The sequence below is a fragment of the Campylobacter concisus genome, assembly GCF_002165775.1.
Classification (GTDB): Bacteria; Campylobacterota; Campylobacteria; order Campylobacterales; family Campylobacteraceae; genus Campylobacter_A; species Campylobacter_A concisus_E.
In genome coordinates this window covers 227,864-244,003 of sequence record NZ_NDYP01000003.1, presented here as the reverse complement: position 1 = coordinate 244,003, position 16,140 = coordinate 227,864, and the positions used below count along the sequence as shown (strand labels likewise).

19 protein-coding genes and 1 tRNA gene are annotated in these 16,140 nt (G+C 38.1%); 10 read left to right on the top strand and 10 right to left on the bottom strand.

Features of this window, described 5'->3' with window-relative positions:
• Window positions 1–51: 51 nt before the first annotated feature.
• Window positions 52–840, bottom strand: coding sequence for a glutamate racemase (gene murI / locus B9N66_RS04595; protein ID WP_087580080.1), 789 nt, complete (start codon window positions 838–840; stop codon window positions 52–54).
• Window positions 841–932: 92 nt separating this feature from the next.
• On the opposite strand from murI, the gene B9N66_RS04590 reads away from it, so the two are divergent.
• Complete coding sequence (locus B9N66_RS04590) at window positions 933–2,093, top strand: FtsW/RodA/SpoVE family cell cycle protein (protein ID WP_087580079.1); 1,161 nt, start codon at window positions 933–935, stop codon at window positions 2,091–2,093.
• On the top strand, window positions 2,090–3,112 hold the full coding sequence (murG, locus tag B9N66_RS04585; RefSeq protein WP_087580078.1) for an undecaprenyldiphospho-muramoylpentapeptide beta-N-acetylglucosaminyltransferase: 1,023 nt from the start codon (window positions 2,090–2,092) through the stop codon (window positions 3,110–3,112). The genes B9N66_RS04590 and murG overlap by 4 nt, the downstream gene beginning before the upstream one ends.
• On the opposite strand, the gene B9N66_RS04580 is transcribed toward murG, so the two are convergent.
• Window positions 3,104–3,838: an imidazole glycerol phosphate synthase gene (locus tag B9N66_RS04580; protein ID WP_087580077.1), complete on the bottom strand. Its 735-nt coding sequence runs from the start codon at window positions 3,836–3,838 to the stop codon at window positions 3,104–3,106. The two genes, murG and B9N66_RS04580, sit on opposite strands and share 9 nt — an antisense overlap.
• Before the next feature lie 61 nt (window positions 3,839–3,899).
• Window positions 3,900–3,976: transfer RNA gene (locus tag B9N66_RS04575), tRNA-Arg, on the bottom strand.
• A gap of 110 nt (window positions 3,977–4,086) precedes the next feature.
• On the opposite strand from B9N66_RS04575, the gene B9N66_RS04570 reads away from it, so the two are divergent.
• From B9N66_RS04570 to B9N66_RS04560, 3 genes are read left to right on the top strand one after another with little or no spacing between them, the layout of a single operon-like run.
• Complete coding sequence (locus B9N66_RS04570) at window positions 4,087–4,272, top strand: hypothetical protein (protein WP_054196631.1); 186 nt, start codon at window positions 4,087–4,089, stop codon at window positions 4,270–4,272.
• 50 nt (window positions 4,273–4,322) lie between these two features.
• Complete coding sequence (locus B9N66_RS04565; RefSeq protein WP_054196630.1) at window positions 4,323–5,153, top strand: adenylosuccinate lyase; 831 nt, start codon at window positions 4,323–4,325, stop codon at window positions 5,151–5,153.
• Between the two features lie 38 nt (window positions 5,154–5,191).
• Entirely contained in the window at window positions 5,192–5,935 is a 744-nt protein-coding gene (locus B9N66_RS04560; protein WP_087580076.1) for a hypothetical protein, read from the top strand.
• Here B9N66_RS04560 and B9N66_RS04555 read toward each other — a convergent pair whose 3' ends face one another.
• Genes B9N66_RS04555 through B9N66_RS09880 form a run of 7 tightly spaced genes read right to left on the bottom strand, consistent with a single transcriptional unit; the run spans window position 5,936 to window position 11,510 of the window.
• On the bottom strand, window positions 5,936–7,186 hold the full coding sequence (locus B9N66_RS04555) for an RNA polymerase factor sigma-54 (protein WP_257639770.1): 1,251 nt from the start codon (window positions 7,184–7,186) through the stop codon (window positions 5,936–5,938).
• A gap of 3 nt (window positions 7,187–7,189) precedes the next feature.
• Window positions 7,190–7,918: an LPS export ABC transporter ATP-binding protein gene (gene lptB, locus B9N66_RS04550; RefSeq protein WP_009293825.1), complete on the bottom strand. Its 729-nt coding sequence runs from the start codon at window positions 7,916–7,918 to the stop codon at window positions 7,190–7,192.
• The gene (tsaE, locus tag B9N66_RS04545) at window positions 7,911–8,309 is read right to left on the bottom strand and encodes a tRNA (adenosine(37)-N6)-threonylcarbamoyltransferase complex ATPase subunit type 1 TsaE (protein WP_087580074.1); all 399 of its coding nucleotides are present in this window, start codon (window positions 8,307–8,309) and stop codon (window positions 7,911–7,913) included. Before tsaE ends, lptB begins: the two co-directional genes overlap by 8 nt.
• Entirely contained in the window at window positions 8,309–8,554 is a 246-nt protein-coding gene (locus B9N66_RS04540; RefSeq protein ID WP_087580073.1) for an RNA-binding S4 domain-containing protein, read from the bottom strand. Before B9N66_RS04540 ends, tsaE begins: the two co-directional genes overlap by 1 nt.
• Window positions 8,555–8,587: 33 nt before the next feature.
• A complete protein-coding gene (locus tag B9N66_RS04535; protein WP_087580072.1) occupies window positions 8,588–9,415 on the bottom strand; it encodes an alpha/beta hydrolase in 828 nt (275 codons plus the stop codon).
• On the bottom strand, window positions 9,409–10,653 hold the full coding sequence (locus B9N66_RS09885; protein WP_257639769.1) for a TonB-dependent receptor domain-containing protein: 1,245 nt from the start codon (window positions 10,651–10,653) through the stop codon (window positions 9,409–9,411). The genes B9N66_RS04535 and B9N66_RS09885 overlap by 7 nt, the downstream gene beginning before the upstream one ends.
• Window positions 10,654–10,685: 32 nt before the next feature.
• On the bottom strand, window positions 10,686–11,510 hold the full coding sequence (locus B9N66_RS09880) for a TonB-dependent receptor plug domain-containing protein (protein ID WP_087580071.1): 825 nt from the start codon (window positions 11,508–11,510) through the stop codon (window positions 10,686–10,688).
• Between the two features lie 202 nt (window positions 11,511–11,712).
• Here B9N66_RS09880 and B9N66_RS04520 point away from each other — a divergent pair, with 202 nt between their 5' ends.
• Genes B9N66_RS04520 through era form a run of 5 tightly spaced genes read left to right on the top strand, consistent with a single transcriptional unit; the run spans window position 11,713 to window position 16,138 of the window.
• The gene (locus B9N66_RS04520) at window positions 11,713–12,936 is read left to right on the top strand and encodes an argininosuccinate synthase (protein ID WP_087580070.1); all 1,224 of its coding nucleotides are present in this window, start codon (window positions 11,713–11,715) and stop codon (window positions 12,934–12,936) included.
• Between the two features lie 24 nt (window positions 12,937–12,960).
• Window positions 12,961–13,407: a 50S ribosomal protein L9 gene (gene rplI, locus B9N66_RS04515; RefSeq protein WP_087580069.1), complete on the top strand. Its 447-nt coding sequence runs from the start codon at window positions 12,961–12,963 to the stop codon at window positions 13,405–13,407.
• Complete coding sequence (gene hslV, locus B9N66_RS04510; protein WP_087580068.1) at window positions 13,408–13,953, top strand: ATP-dependent protease subunit HslV; 546 nt, start codon at window positions 13,408–13,410, stop codon at window positions 13,951–13,953. It begins immediately after the preceding gene.
• A complete protein-coding gene (hslU, locus tag B9N66_RS04505; protein ID WP_087580067.1) occupies window positions 13,950–15,272 on the top strand; it encodes an HslU--HslV peptidase ATPase subunit in 1,323 nt (440 codons plus the stop codon). Before hslV ends, hslU begins: the two co-directional genes overlap by 4 nt.
• Entirely contained in the window at window positions 15,269–16,138 is an 870-nt protein-coding gene (gene era, locus B9N66_RS04500) for a GTPase Era (RefSeq protein ID WP_087580066.1), read from the top strand. The genes hslU and era overlap by 4 nt, the downstream gene beginning before the upstream one ends.
• Window positions 16,139–16,140: the final 2 nt, after the last annotated feature.

The following is a 16,140-nucleotide window of genomic DNA, read 5'->3' as shown; positions in this document are numbered from 1 at the left end:
ATTTAGTGTATTTTTCTAAATTTTTACTTGTGATATTTAGTTAAATTTAACCTAGCAGATCGCCCTCATCTTCTCTAATCTAGCTAAATTTCTTGAAATTTTTTCTAGTTCGCTTTGCTCGTACATCTCGGCACCAGAGTAGAAAAATTTCACATTTGAAGTTAAATTTGCATTTGAAATTGTAAGCCCAAGCTCGCTAACAAGGCGGTTTATTGTCCCTTCGTTGCCATCAATTATACTTATATTTGGCGGCAAAATTTCTCTTAGGCTATCTTTAAAATAGTTAAAGTGCGTGCAGCCAAGCACTAAAAACCCAAATTTGCTTAGATCAAATTTGGCTAACTCTTCTTTTAGATATGATTTCACATTCTCGGTGTCAAATTCTCCATTTTCAGCAAAATTTACAAGGCGAGGTAGAGCGAGCAGCTCAGTCTTATCTTTTGCGTGTAAATTTATGATCAGCTCTTTTAGCTTTGCACCATTTACGGTGACTGGAGTGGCTATGACAAGCGTTTTTAAGGCATCATTATAGCTTAAGTCATGAGCCTTTTTTATGGCTGGCTCCATGCCGATGATTGGCACACTTAACTTTGCTCTAATATCTTTTATTGCCACGCTTGTTGCTGTGTTACAAGCTACTACAACAGCGTTTGAGCCATTTTCTATGAGAAATTTAACCGCATCAAAGCTAAATTTTAATATCTCATCCCTACTCTTTTGTCCATATGGGACATTTTTTACATCTGCGTAATATAAAAATTCATGCTCGCTAAGCTTACTTAAAGCTTCGTTTAAGACGCTTAGTCCACCAAGTCCTGAGTCAAATATACCTATCTTCATGCCCTTCCTTAAAGCTTGCAATTATAGCAAATAATATCTTTGTAAGCCGTTTTTTATTATACTTTGGCACTTTTTAAACTTGGAGCTAAATTTTGGCAGTTGATAAGATTATTTTCTATCTTTGTTCGACTTTGATCGCTATAAGCATTATTTTTTCACTATCTTTGCCAGTTTTTACGGTTTTATTTTTTAATTACGACGAATTTCACTTTTTCATCCGCCAGTTTATTGTTGGTTGTATAGGAATTTTTCTCATGTGGTGGCTCTCCAGGCTCAATCCTGAAAAGACGCTTGTTTGGATAGGATTTGGCCTTCTTATATCTTGCGGTATCGCCATGGGGCTAATGCATGCATTGCCAGCTTCAATGGTGACTGACGCTGGTGGTGCTAGGCGTTGGATTAGACTACCTGGCTTTTCGCTAGCTCCAGTTGAGTTTTTTAAAATTGGTTTTGTCTATTTCTTAGCTTGGAGTTTTACTAGAAAATTTAGTGAAGGCAAAAGGACCTTGCTAGATGAGATTAAGATACTTATGCCTTATATTATTCTTTTTGGTGTTGCTATCTTTCTTATCGCTGTTATGCAAAATGACCTTGGTCAAGTGGTCGTGTTGGCACTTACATTTGTGACGATGGCACTTTTTGCAGGAGCAAGTGCGAGACTTTTTAGCATCGGTATCTTAGGAGCTGCTTTTGTTATGACTGTAGCGATAATCAGCTCTGAGCATAGAATTTTACGTATAAAGTCATGGTGGGGCACGATACAAAATATGGTGCTTTCTTTCTTACCTGACAGCGTTGCAGATGTATTAAGAGTAGCTGATGCGCCAGAGCCATATCAAATTTCTCACTCATTAAACGCTATAAAGCATGGCGAATTTTTCGGCGAAGGGCTTGGCGCTGGTATCTTTAAACTCGGCTTTTTAAGTGAGGTCCATACTGACTTTGTATTAGCTGGTATCGCTGAAGAGGTCGGTGTTTTTGGTATTTTGTGTATCGTAGCTATATTTATAACGCTACTTTATAGAATTTTTAGAATTTCAGCCAGAAGCGAAAATAAGGTCTATCATCTATTTACGCTTGGTGTAGGACTTATATTATCGTTTTCATTTTTAATGAATAGCTATGGTATCACATCGATCACGCCTATCAAGGGTATTGCTGTGCCATTTCTTAGTTACGGTGGTAGCTCTGTGCTTGCGATTTGTATCGGTATCGGCATGGTTTTGATGGTTAGTAAAAGGGCAAAATTATGATTGTTATTTGCGGTGGAGGCACTGGTGGGCATTTAGCGATCGCAAGAAGCTTTTGCGAGGAGCTAAATAGACGAAATATTAAGCCCATTTTTATTGGTTCAACTAGCGGTCAAGATAAATTTTGGTTTGAAAATGATGAGAATTTTTTACAAAAATTTTTCTTACCAAGTAGTGGCGTGGTAAATAAAAGAGGCTTTGCTAAAATAAAATCACTAACAAATATCGTAAATCTTGCTTTAAAATGCAGGAAAATTTTTAAGCAAAATGGCGTTAAGGCAGTTATTAGCGTAGGCGGCTACTCGGCAGCACCGGCAGCGATCGCAGCTATCATCTCGAAAACACCACTTTTTATTCACGAACAAAATGCTGTAATGGGCAAATTAAATAAAATTTTAAAGCCCTATGCAAAAGGCTTTTTTAGCTCTTATGATGAAACTTCGCCCCACCCTTATCCCGTTGCAAAGAAATTTTTTGATAGTGCGAGGATGAGAAATAGGCTAAAGACTATTTTATTTTTAGGTGGCTCGCAAGGTGCAAAAGCGATAAACGAGCTAGCTATAAATTTAGCTCCATATCTCAAAGAAAAAGGCATAAAGATAATTCATCAATGTGGCAAAAATGGTTTTGATGAACTTAAAAAAAGATATGATGAACTTGGCTTTGATGAAACAAATCTAGAAATTTTTGAATTTAGTAAAGAGATAGAAAAGAAGATGAGCGAGGCTGATCTTGCTATCTCAAGAGCAGGAGCTAGCTCGCTTTGGGAGCTTTGTGCAAATGCTTTGCCATCTATCTTTGTGCCATTTCCTTATGCTGCTGGTAATCATCAGCTTTATAACGCTAAATTTTTAAAAGATAAGGGCATTGCTGAAATTTGCTTGCAAAATGGAGAAATTCTGAACAAAGACGAAGTCATAAGAATGATAGAAAATTTTGATCTAAACAAAAGCAGTAAAGCTCTAAAAGAGATCCTTTTGCCAAATGGAGCAAAAGAGATAATTGATAAAATTTTAAACTAGCTCCTCGCCTATCGCACAAGCTTTTAGTTCTTTTAGCTCAAAGATCAAGTAATGATAAATAAGCTCATTTGTATTTAAAATTTTTGCACTAAAGACCGGTTTTATCATAGTTATTATCTTGTCAGTTATACCCGCGATCTCCACTAGCAAAAGCTCATCTTTGCGTTGCTTTGCAGCCTTAATACAATTATAAAAGAACGTATAAATTATCTTAAAATTTTGCAAAATAATATTTGAAACTATCCTAGAATGAATATGTAAAACATTATGTATACGCTCTTGTAGAGTATTTAGCTCCGCAAGTATTGATTTTATTTGAGTAGTATCTGTTGTCCTAGAAAAGAGATTTTTTGCTTTATTTTTGTTTTGTATTTGATATTCTGCTACTAAAATTTCTATTATATTTAAAATGGCAACATAGCTTTCTTGTAAATTTTCATTTGCCTTAAAGCTCACCCCGTTTTTTTCAATTTTATAATTTAAGCTTCTCTTTATCTGCTCCAAATAAGTACTAATGTTTTCATAATAGTCCTCTGTATTGAAGACACTTTTAAAAAAATCGCTTTCACCTTTTAAATTTGTAAGCTTTTTTTTAAGTTCGTCAGCGTTTTTATTAAACTCAACAACCCCAACTGCCAAGCCGATCTCGTGCTCACTATTTTGTTCTAATGCTGTCAAGCTCTCTTTTAGTACTAAAATTTGTTTTTGAATATTTTGAAAATCCATTTTTTCTCTTTTAATTTTTTTGCTTATTTTACTATAAAAATTATGAAGTTTGTCATTAAGATGGTGCGCCCGAGAGAATTCGAATCTCTGACCTTTTGAACCGCAATCAAATGCTCTATCCAGCTGAGCTACGAGCGCACAAGAAAGTTAAGTCGAGATATTAGCCAAACTTTCCTTAAAGAAAAATTGTATTCATTTTAATTTTATAACTGTTTTAGTAAAATCTGATAAAAACAAAAGGAGCAAAGATGAATGATTTTTTCGATAGTTTAAAAGAGATAAAAAAAGAACTTACTAAAGAGCAAGGTGAGATCAAAAAAACTCAAAAAGAAGCCGTTTCTCATACAAAAGAAGAGGCGATCTCATATAAAGAAAATAAGCTAAAAAACGAATTTGCAGAGTACATTAAAGGCCAAGATATAAGAAAAATATAAATTTGGAATGCTTATTGCTAAAACATGTAATATTTTATGTGGAGTAGGCAATGAAAGTTACGCAAACATTAGAATCTCTAAGCATTTTAACTGATAATGACGCTTTGTTTCGTGAGCTTAGAGATATGATAAGCAGAAATTTTACAAAAATTTTATCTAATAAAAATAAGGTTATTTCGTTTTACGAAGAGAGCGAGATCCCACAACGCAAGTGCTTTTTAAAATTTATAAAAAAACTTTATGAAAAGCAAAGTGATGATAAGCTCGATATTCGTTTTGCAAACTATAAAACCATAAAGCTTGGCTTTGTTCAAAAAAATACCCTAACTCCAGTCATTAGCCTAAATGTAAATTTTGTAAAAAATGAAGCCAAATTTGAACTAAAAGATACACTTTGCAGAGATTTTGCTAGCTACATCAGCGAGAGTTTAGTAAAAAGCAATGTTGCTTTTAGCAAAAATGATGATTTTTTAAACATCACCATCTCAAATGACAACGACATAAACACATTAAACAAACTACTCTACAAAAGAAGCTACCCAAAATTTAGCGTAAATTTTATCTATGATGAAAAAGACTACAAAGCCTTTAAACAAGGCATAAAAATAAAAAGCTCATCTAAATTTGTAAGTAGATTTTCTGTGCTTGCAAATTTGCTTGAGGAAAATTTTGGGATTTTGGGTTGCAAAAAAAATGATGACTTTGAAACCATCAGACAAAGTTACCTTTCGCTCGTAAATATCTATCACCCAGATAGGCATGCCAACAAAAATCCTCTCATACAAGAAGAATACGCAAAGAAATTTAAAAATATTCAATCTGCTTATGAGAGCCTAAAACCATACTTTAAAAATCAAGAAAATTTTGTGATGGTTGGCTAGAGCACGGCTTGCCACAAGGGCTATTAAAGGGAGCAAAGATGAATGGTGAAATGTTTAATATATGCGCCATTATTGTTGCCACAAAGCAGGCCATAAAGTCAAATTCTCCTATCCTATATAATGGCACTAACTACGAAAATAGTATAAATTTTCACTTTCTCTCAGGCCATAGGGCAAATGGCGTAAATGAGTGGTTTGAGCACGCATTAAAACTTGGATTAAGCGATGTAAGACTTGCTACAAATTTAACTGGCTCATCAAATGAACGTTTATTGCTTAGCTTTTCAAACTCTACCGCAAAATCGATCATTTGTATTTTTAAAGAGCACATAAGCTGCTTTGTGCCCTACTGGAAATACAACAAAGACCAAAGAGGCTGGGACATAATATATAAAGAATTAGGTCTTGAAAAAGATGTAAATTTAGAAAATTTTAGCGACAACACAGAGGTTTTTATGGCCATACTTACCAAGATAGCGGCCTTTGCAGATGAGATAGAGTGTGAGAATTTTGGTGAGTGTTTTCGTAGGGCATTAAAATCACTTAGATCTTCAAGCAATGATGATCAAAAGATATTTAATGCACCGCTTATGCCAAAGAAAAATTTAGCCCTTTTTGCTGCGGCAAGCTTGGCTGATGTCTTTGGCGGTATGGGCTCTTGGAACGACGATGCAGCGGGCATGGCACAATATAAAAAACGTGGCAAAGAGTACGAAGAGCTTAGCAACGAGCTTTTTGCACAGATGCACAAGGTCATACTTTTTGCTGTAAATGAGTGGTAGTTAGCCGTTTATCTGATAGACTCTTTTTCGCTGGCTTGAGCTGCCGATATTTAGAATTTTGCGGTATTTTGTGATGGTTCGGCGAACGATTTGGATGTTAAATTTGGCTTGGATTAGTTCTTGAATTTTTAGATCAGAAAGTGGCTTTTTGCGATCTTCACCTTTAATGAGCTCTAGTAAAAATTCTTTTATCGCAGCGTTTGAAGTCTCCTCGTCAAAGCCAGTTGCAAAGAAATTTTTAAGTGCAATAGTGCCCCTTGCACAGCTTAGATACTTATTTGCAATAGCTCTTGAGATGGTTGACGGATTGCGCCCAAGCTCGTCTGCTAGGTCTTTTAGCTTCATAGGCTTTATGTCGCCACCCAAAAAGTAGTCATACTGATACTCAACTATCATGAGCCCTATCTTATAAAGCGTCGCTTTTCTCATCTCAAGGGCGTCTATGAGCTCGCTCGCCTCTTTTATGCGTGAGCTTACAAAGGCCTCTTTTTCGTCTAATCCCTCGGTATCAACCAAAATTTCTGGATAGTACTCATCATTTATCTGCACGCTTATGCCGCTACTTGTGCTTAATACGAAGATATCAGGCACTGCCTCTTTTTCGTCCTCAAGATATTCAATGGCCGGAGGATTTTTAAATTTTTTTATGATCTTTAGCGCGTCGTCGTAAAATTTTAGCTTTCTAAGCTTTTCTATATTTTCAAAATTTAAGATGATCTTTCTTGTGCACTCTATGATCTCATCGCTTGCCTCTGCCTCACTTAACTGAAACAAAAAGCTCTCTTTGACATCTTTTGCGCCCACGCCACAGGGCTCAAGGTAGGCAAATCTCGCCCTAACCCGCTCTACTTCGCTCTCATTAAAGCCAGCAAAAATTTCATCATCATAAGAAAAATAGCCCTCATCATCCAAGCACTCAATGATCTTATATGCGATATCCTGAGACTTTTGCGTGGGAAAAAGTGGCGGATTGATTTGACTAATTAGCTTTTCATAGAGGCTTTCTTTGTAAATACTTAAAGCCTCGATACTCTCACTTACTGAATTTTTACTGACTTGCTCAAAAAAATTTCGCTTTTTTTCGTTTTTTTCTAAATTTTTATGTGTGATCGTAGCAAAAGGATTGTCTTTTATAAAAGGCTCGAGCGTCTCTTTTAGCTCATCAAGTCCGCTTTGAAGGATGGGAAGCCAGCTTCTTAGCGTTTGGTTTAGTTTAATCTTTGGCGCTAAAGTTTGCTTTTGCCTTAGCATCATCTACTCAAGAAGTTTAAATTCTTCGCCAAGATAGTGCGTTCTTACAAGCTTATTGTTTGCTACTTCGCTCGCACTGCCACTTGCTAGAAGTGAGCCATCTTTGATGACGTAGGCCCTGTCGCAAATGGCTAGTGTCTCACGGACGTTGTGGTCAGTTATCAAAACGCCGATACCTAGCTTTTTAAGGTCTCTAACGATGCTTTGGATGTCGCTAACTGCAATAGGATCGACGCCTGCAAATGGCTCATCAAGCAGCAAAAATTTTGGCTTTATGATGAGGCTTCTAGCGATCTCACAGCGTCTGCGCTCGCCACCACTTAGACTAACGCCCTTTCTTAGGCGGATAGGCTCGATGTTTAGCATATTTAGCATCTCATTTACTCTTTTAGATATCTCTTCTTTGCTTTGATTTAAAATTTCAGCGCCAAGAAGTAAATTTTCTTCGACACTTAGCTCTTTAAATATGCTTGATTCTTGCGGCAAATAGCCAATACCAAGGTGCGCTCTTTTGTGAAGTGGGACGTTTGTGATCTTTTCGTCATTTAAAAAGACATCTCCGCTAGTTGGCGAGATGAGCCCACAGATCATATAAAAAGTGGTCGTCTTTCCAGCACCATTTGGTCCAAGAAGTCCCACGACTTCGCCGCTATTTACCTCTAAAGATATACCTTTTATGATCTCACTTTTTTTAATCGTCTTTTTTAGATCTTTTACTTCTAGTTTATGCACTTATAACCTCGTATTTTCTACCATTTTTGCTAAGAGAAATTTTTACTAACGTATAGCTCTCGCCGTTTTTCTTTAGAGCTTTTTCTAAATTTTCATCGCCCCACTCTACTAGATGAAGCCCCTCTTCAAATAAATTTTCAAAAAGGCCATTTTTTGCCATCCCGTCAAAACCGATCTGGTAAATGTCGTAGTGGTAGATATCTTTACCATAAATTTGCATCAAAGAAAATGTTGGCGACGTCACGCTATCTTCTATGCCATGAGCCTTGATGATCGCCTTTACAAGCGTCGTTTTACCACTTGCTAGATCGCCACCTAGTAGCACCACGCCACTTTTTGGCAGCACCTGCACAAGCTCATTAAGCTCATTTTCTAAAAGCTCAAAAACCATCAAAGCTCTTTTACATATTCGCTTTGAGCGCTTTTTGGTATGCTTTTTGTAGCTGGGATCGCTAGCACCTCATATCTCGCCTCACGAGCTAGAAATTTGATAGTGATAACATCGCCTATCTTTACGTCTTTTGCCGCTTTTGCCTGCACGCCGTTTATGCTCACAACGCCGCTTTTGCACATATCTTCGCTAACGGCACGCCTTTTGGTTATATTTACCACGTTTAAAAATTTATCTACTCTCATGCGGCGGATTTTAACAAAAATAGCCTTAAATTTTTAATCCTTTAGATATTTTAAAAGCTCTTTTAAATTTAGAGGTATGACGCTGCCATGGGTTTCATTTTTAAAAAGCTCAAAGTGAGAATTTACCCCACTTTGCTTTAAAATTTGGGCTAGATCGCTCGCCTTTAAAATGCCAGCTTTATCAGTTTTGCCCTTTCTCTTTTCAAGCTCGCCAACGCTAAGAAAGACGAATTTAGCTTTTAGTTTCTCTTTAAATTTACCTTCACTCACGTTTTGTTTCAATATCTCAGACTCGCCCCACCAAAGAGATGGTGAAGCGATAAAGAAATTTTGAAAAATACTCTCATTTTTAAGCATGGCATAAAGCGTAAAAAGACCGCCAAAAGAGTGTCCATAAAGGCTTTTTGGGAGGTCTTGCACGTTAAATTTTTGATCGATAAGTGGCATTAAATTTCTTGTCAAAAAATAGTAAAACTCATCTGCGCCGCCACCTTTGTCAAATTCCTCGCCCTTTGCTTTTGGCGTAAGATCTCTTGTGCGTTTTTCCACCTCGTAGCTTTTGTTGCTGTCATATCCTATGCCTATTATTAGTGGTGCAGCGTTGCCATCAAATTCATTTAATATCATGTTGAACTGGGCGTTTGCATCAAGCAAGAAAAGCACGTTTTTAAACTCATTTTGCCCCTTTAGCTTGGCTGTGAAAATTTTATAAATTTCATCATTTGCGCTCATTTTAAAGGTTGAAATTTCAAATTTACTAGCAGCTTTTTGGCTAAGTGGCTCAGGCGTTTGGCTGGGTCCTGCGTGCAAAGTCTGTGCCATACCAAGCGTAAAAAGCAAAAATTTAAACGCTCTTACCATTTTGCAGCGACCTTAAACCAAAATCTCCTACCCTCTTGCGGATACCAGTAGTAGTTGCCGTCGTCTGCTAGCGCCTCATCGTATCTTACTTTATCAAAGATATTGTAGGCGTTTAGGCTAAGCGTTAGGTGCTCATTTGCCTCCCAGCTTACACCTGTATCAAATGTGAGTAAATTTTTGTCATTTTCACTAACTTTGTTACCAGGGCCAAATTTCACGCTAGTAAGCTTGCTCTCATAGTTTGCGCCAAAAAATGTCTTAACGCTTTTTACAGGCTTATAAGTAAACGTGGCGTGAAGTGCGTGCTCTGGCGTTGCGGTAAGGCTTTTTGCATCAAGTCTGCCAAGATTTGTCTCACTAAATTTCATAGGGCCTCTTGGCGTATTTATTGTTGGGTTGCCAGTTTTTATCTTTGACTTATTATAGGTGTAATTTGAGCTTAGATTTAAGTTTGAAAGGATGTCATAGTCGCCACTTAGCTCCACTCCCCAAACGGTCGCACCCTCAATGTTAAAGTAAGTTCCCCAGCCAGGGCAATTAACACTTGGCGCACCTGAGCAAGTACCAAAGGCTGAAATTCTATTTACATTACTGCCGTCGGTATCTAGGATCTTGTCTTTAAATTCATTTTTAAAAAGTGTTACCGAGCCTCTAAAATCAGCCTGATTGTCATAATATGCTCCAACTTCGTAAGTTATGCTTTTTTCTGGTTTTAAATCTTTGTTACCAAAATCAACTATTCTCCAGCCACCTTGGATAGTGCCAACCGCAGGAGAAATTTGATTTACATTTGGCGTTTTATAGCCAGTTGCTACGCCGCCTTTTAGACTTAGCGTATCTGTGGCATTATAGACTAGGTAGGCTCTTGGCGAGAGGTGGTTACCAAAAAATTCGTTGTGCGTGAGTCTTGAGCCAAGCGTTAAAAATAGCTTCTCTTCTAAAATTTGCCACTCATCCTCGATAAATCCTGCATGCTCGCTCATCGAGTAACTTTTTGGGCTTTCAAGGCCATTTTTTGAGGCGTTTGAGACGATGAAGGTAGTGCCGACATTTTGCTTGCTAAAGTCATAGCCAAAAGTGAGTGTATGCGCACCAAAAAACGTTGTAAATTTAGAGTTAAAGTTATGATTTTTAGCTTTTGCAGGTATGAATTTATCAAAAAGGCTCGTTCTTTGTGTCTGATCATAAATGTAGCTGATATCGGCATTTAGGTTATCAAATTCGCCAAGATAGCCCACGCCATAGCTCTTTTTCTCATAATCATATGCATTTAAAGCTTTTTTCTTATATCTGGATCGGCTGACTTACCAATTGTACGTGAGTAATCATGCCTTTCGTTTGAGCCAAGGATGTAAAATTTATTATGTTCATCTGGCGTGATCCAAAGTTTTGCGCTTAAATTTCTCTTATCGCTCTTTTGATAGCCACCGATGTAACCATCTTCATCTCTTAGCTTTTTATATCCCCAAAGCTGAAGTGCGAAAAGCTCTTTATAAAGAGGTAAATTTAGATAAAAGTCGCCTTGTCTGCCATCACCTATGCCTTTGTGCGTGTTTATCGTGGTTGAGATGCCGACGTTGCCGTTAAATTTTGAAAAATCTTTTTTAGTGATGATATTTATAACGCCACCAACTGCGTCGCTACCATAAAGCGAGCTCATAGGACCACGGATGACCTCTATACGCTCGATCGCTTCAGCTGGTGGGATGAAATTTGAGTTTATATCCCCTGCTCCGCCCTTTGGATTTGCGCTACTTGAGTTTACCCTTTTGCCATCAATTAAAACTAGCGTTTGAGACTTCTCCATGCCACGTATCGAGATACCGCTAGCTGCCCCGTCCTCACCGCCAACGACATTTACGCCTGGGACTTTTTGAGCGATTGAGTGAAGCGAAGTAAAGCTATCTTTTGTAAGCTCATCGCCACTTATCACGCTTATGCTTGCGGGAGCTTCTTTGATCTGCTGCGAAAAGCCACTCGCACTTACTACAACGCCATCAAGTTTTGTTTCGTTATTGTCTTTATGCTCTGCTCCAAAGAGCGAATTTGCCACGCAAGCGCTAAGGCAGATGGCAATAAATTTTGTTTTTCTCACGACTATCCTTTTAAAAATTTAATTTGAAAAAGTTTGAAATTTAGCGAAGTATCTTTTAAAACAATATTAATTATCATAATTTTAAATAGTAATCTTTTTTATAAAATTTTTTAAGAAAAAACTTACATTATTTATTAAATTAGTTTATTAAAAATTAATCAATTTAGGCTAAAATAAGACCATTTTAACAAAAGGAAGAGCTATGAAAAAAGACGTAAAAAAAGTGGTTTTAGCATACTCTGGCGGACTTGACACAAGTATCATTTTAAAATGGCTTCAAGATGAATACAACTGCGAAGTAGTCACATTTACAGCTGACATTGGCCAAGGCGAGGAGCTAGAGCCTGCACGCAAAAAAGCCTTAGCACTTGGTGTAAAGCCTGAAAATATTTTTATAGAAGATTTAAGAGAAGAATTTGTACGTGATTATGTATTTCCAATATTTAGAGCAAATGCAGTCTACGAGGGCGAGTATCTACTTGGCACATCAATCGCTCGCCCACTAATAGCAAAACGCCAAAGCGAGATCGCAAGACTTGTTGGTGCTGATGGCGTGAGCCACGGAGCAACAGGCAAAGGTAACGACCAAGTTCGCTTTGAGCTTGGATACTACGCGCTTGGCGACAATCTAACTATCATAGCTCCTTGGCGTGAGTGGGATCTAAACAGCCGTGAAAAACTTTTGGCATACGCTGAAAAAAACGGCATAGATATCACCAAAAAACCAGGCAAGAGCCCATACTCAATGGACGCAAATTTACTTCACATAAGCTACGAAGGTCTAGTGCTTGAAGACCCAAGCCATGCACCAGAATATGATATGTGGAGATGGACAGTAAGCCCAAAAGATGCTCCAGATAAGAGCGAGATCATCGAGATCGGCTATGAAAAAGGCGATCCAGTGAGCATAAACGGTAAAAAAATGAGCCCAGCTGAAATTTTAACCGAGCTAAACCGCCTTGGCGCAAAACACGGTATAGGCAGACTTGACATCGTAGAGAACCGCTCAGTTGGTATGAAGAGTCGCGGATGCTACGAAACTCCTGGTGGCACGATAATGCTAAAAGCTCATAGAGCGATCGAGAGCATCACGCTTGACCGCGGTGCAGCTCACTTAAAAGATGAGATCATGCCAAAATACGCCGAGCTAATTTACAACGGCTACTGGTGGTCACCTGAGCGAAATATGCTTCAAGCTCTCATCGACAAGAGTCAAGAGCACGTAAATGGCTCAGTTAAAGTTGAGCTTTATAAAGGCAATGTGACTATCCTTGGCAGAAGCAGTAAAAATGATAATCTATTTAGCGAGGCATACTGCACATTTGAGGAAGATAGCGTGTATGACCAAAAAGATGCAGAGGGATTTATCAAACTAAACGCACTTCGCTTTATCATCGCACGTAAAAATGGGCGAAAATTTGACTAAAAAATAAAATTTAAAAGGAAAAAAATGAAAGTATTATTAATAAAAGATGTAAAGGCGCTTGGTAAAGCTGGCGAGATAAAAGAGGTAAAAGACGGCTATGGCAATAACTTCTTAATCGGCAAAGGCTTTGCAAAAGCAGCTACTCCAGACGTTCTTCGCCAATATGAAGCAGCTCAAAAAAGAAAGGCTGAAGAGTTAAAATATGAGATCGCAAATTTAGAAAAGCTAAAAGAAGAGCTTGAAAAAGTTATAGTTGTCATCAAAAAAACTCTTGGTGCAAATGGTTCGCTTTTTGGCTCAGTCTCAAAAGAGGAGATCGCAGCAGAGCTTGAAAAAACTCATCATTTAGTTGTCGAGAAAAAAGCGATCGACATGGATACACATCTAAAAGCGGTAGGTCTTTATGACGTTCATGTAAAGCTTGGACACTCGATAAATGCGAGCTTGAAGGTTGATGTGCAAGGAGAGTAGATGTTTCATGCGACAACCATCTTAGCCTACAAAGGCAAAAACAAATCAGTCATCGGCGGAGACGGACAGGTGAGCTTTGGAAATACCGTCTTAAAAGGCAATGCCGTAAAAATTCGTAAAATTCATAACGGCAAAGTCCTAGCTGGCTTTGCTGGCAGCACTGCTGACGCATTTAACCTATTTGATATGTTTGAGAAAAATTTAGAGCATACAAAGGGCGATTTGCTAAAGGCGGTGATAGAATTTAGCAAAGAGTGGCGCAAAGACAAGTATCTAAGAAAACTTGAAGCGATGATGCTTGTGCTTGATAGGGATAAAATTTTCTTACTTAGTGGCACTGGAGATGTTGTTGAGCCAGAAGATGGCAAGATAGCAGCTATCGGAAGCGGCGGCAACTACGCCCTTTCAGCAGCCCGTGCCTTAGATAAATTTGCCGATATCGACGAAGAGGAGCTAGTTAAAGAGAGCCTCAAGATCGCCGGCGAAATTTGCATCTATACAAATACAAACATCAAAACTTATGTTTTAGAACAAGAGAGAAAATGAACTTAACACCAAGAGAAATTGTTAAATTTTTAGATGACTATGTGATCGGTCAAAAGGACGCCAAAAAGATCATAGCGATCGCGCTTCGCAACAGATATCGCCGTATGAAGCTTGAAAAAAGCTTGCAAGATGACATCATGCCAAAAAATATCTTGATGATCGGCTCAACTGGCGTTGGCAAAACTGAGATCGCAAGGCGTCTTTCAAAGATGATGGGACTGCCATTTATCAAGGTCGAGGCCAGCAAATATACTGAGGTTGGTTTTGTTGGCCGTGACGTTGAAAGCATGGTAAGAGACCTTGCTATGGCATCATATAACCTTGTAAAAAACGAGCAAAGTGAGAAAAATCAAGACAAGATAAATGCCTATATCGAAGAAAAGATCGTTTCAAAGCTACTTCCGCCACTGCCAAAAGGTGCAAGTGAAGAGAAGCAAGCAGAGTACGCAAAGAGCTATGAAAAAATGTTAAATAGACTAAGAAACGGCGAGCTTGACGAGTTAAGTATCGAGATCGAGGTGCAGCAAAACCCACTTGAAGCTGGCTCAAACGTGCCACCTGATATGGTGCAGATGCAAGAGAGCTTTATAAAGATAATAGGCATCGGTGGCAAAAACATCAAAAAAGAGATGAAGGTAAAAGACGCCAAAAAAGCCCTTCAAAGCGAAGCAAATGATAAAATTTTAGACCTTGAGAGCATAAAAATCGAGGCGATAAAAAGAGCTGAAAACGAAGGCATAATCTTTATAGATGAGATAGATAAAGTAGCTGTTGGCTCAGGTAGCTCAAATAGACAAGATCCTAGCAAAGAAGGCGTGCAAAGAGACTTGCTACCTATCGTTGAGGGCTCAAATGTAAATACCAAATTTGGAAATTTAAAGACAGATCATATTTTATTTATCGCTGCTGGTGCCTTTCATATAAGCAAACCAAGCGATCTCATCCCTGAGCTTCAAGGCCGTTTTCCACTAAGAGTCGAGCTTGATAGCCTTGATGAGGACGCGCTTTATCAAATTTTAACTCAGCCAAAAAATTCGCTTTTAAAACAATACATTGCCCTACTCTCAACCGAAAATGTTGAACTAGAATTTGACGATGAAGCGATAAAAGAGATAGCCAGGATCGCTCACGCTGCGAATGAAAAGATGGAAGATATCGGCGCTAGACGCCTTCATACGGTAATCGAGCGCGTGATAGAAGATATTAGCTTTGAGGCTAGCGAAAATAGCGGCGAGAAGATAAATGTGACAAAAGAGCTTGTAAAAGAGCGTCTAAAAGACGTGGTCGAAGATCAAGATCTAGCGAGGTACATACTTTGAAATCGGGCTTTGTTAGCATCATAGGACGCACAAATGCTGGCAAAAGCTCATTTTTAAATGCCTTGTTGAACGAAAAGATAGCTATCGTCTCGCATAAACAAAACGCAACTCGCAGAAAGATAAATGGCATAGTTATGAACGGCGAAGATCAGATCATCTTTACCGACACGCCAGGGCTTCACGAGAGCAACAAGGCGATAAATCAACTACTAATTAGCCAAGCGATAAAATCGATGGGAGACTGTGATCTCATCGTATTTTTAGCGCCTATTCATGATGATACAAGTGACTATGAGAAATTTCTAGCTCTAAATCCTGAAAAACCACACATCTTAGTGCTAACAAAAGTCGATGAGAGCTCAAATGCGAAAGTCTTAGAAAAGATCACTCAGTACCAGAGATTTCAAGATAAATTTGCAGCTTTGCTTACTTTTAGCACCAAGCAGCCTACTTATAAAAAGCCGCTTCTTGATGAAATTTGCAAGCTTTTGCCAGAGCATGAGTACTTTTATGATCCAGAATTTCTTACTTCAACAAATGAAAAAGAAATTTTTAGAGAATTTATACTAGAAGCGATATATGAAAATTTAAGTGATGAGATCCCATATCTTAGCGATGCGATCATAAAAAGCGTAAAAGAAAAAACAGGCATAACTGAAATTTATGCGAGCATCATCACTGAGCGCGAAATTCACAAAAGTATGATCATCGGTAAGAATGGTGAAACGATAAAACGAATAGGAATTTTTGCAAGAAAGTTAATACAAAATTTAACCGGATCAAAGGTCTTTTTGAAACTCGATGTAATCGTTAAAAAAGGCTGGAGTAAAGAAGAAAAGAGCCTTAATAAAATAATTGGATATTGATT

Bases quoted from the DNA above. Each gene is read 5' to 3' on its own strand.
- B9N66_RS04570 (WP_054196631.1), top strand. From the start codon at position 4,087: ATGAATGATTTTTTCGATAGTTTAAAAGAGATAAAAAAAGAACTTACT.
- B9N66_RS04555 (WP_257639770.1), bottom strand. From the start codon at position 7,186: ATGCTAAGGCAAAAGCAAACTTTAGCGCCAAAGATTAAACTAAACCAA.
- rplI (WP_087580069.1), top strand. From the start codon at position 12,961: ATGAAAGTATTATTAATAAAAGATGTAAAGGCGCTTGGTAAAGCTGGC.
- hslV (WP_087580068.1), top strand. From the start codon at position 13,408: ATGTTTCATGCGACAACCATCTTAGCCTACAAAGGCAAAAACAAATCA.
- B9N66_RS04540 (WP_087580073.1), bottom strand. From the start codon at position 8,554: ATGAGAGTAGATAAATTTTTAAACGTGGTAAATATAACCAAAAGGCGT.
- murI (WP_087580080.1), bottom strand. From the start codon at position 840: ATGAAGATAGGTATATTTGACTCAGGACTTGGTGGACTAAGCGTCTTA.
- tsaE (WP_087580074.1), bottom strand. From the start codon at position 8,309: ATGGTTTTTGAGCTTTTAGAAAATGAGCTTAATGAGCTTGTGCAGGTG.
- B9N66_RS04580 (WP_087580077.1), bottom strand. From the start codon at position 3,838: ATGGATTTTCAAAATATTCAAAAACAAATTTTAGTACTAAAAGAGAGC.
- B9N66_RS04520 (WP_087580070.1), top strand. From the start codon at position 11,713: ATGAAAAAAGACGTAAAAAAAGTGGTTTTAGCATACTCTGGCGGACTT.
- murG (WP_087580078.1), top strand. From the start codon at position 2,090: ATGATTGTTATTTGCGGTGGAGGCACTGGTGGGCATTTAGCGATCGCA.
- B9N66_RS04560 (WP_087580076.1), top strand. From the start codon at position 5,192: ATGAATGGTGAAATGTTTAATATATGCGCCATTATTGTTGCCACAAAG.
- B9N66_RS04565 (WP_054196630.1), top strand. From the start codon at position 4,323: ATGAAAGTTACGCAAACATTAGAATCTCTAAGCATTTTAACTGATAAT.
- B9N66_RS04535 (WP_087580072.1), bottom strand. From the start codon at position 9,415: ATGGTAAGAGCGTTTAAATTTTTGCTTTTTACGCTTGGTATGGCACAG.
- hslU (WP_087580067.1), top strand. From the start codon at position 13,950: ATGAACTTAACACCAAGAGAAATTGTTAAATTTTTAGATGACTATGTG.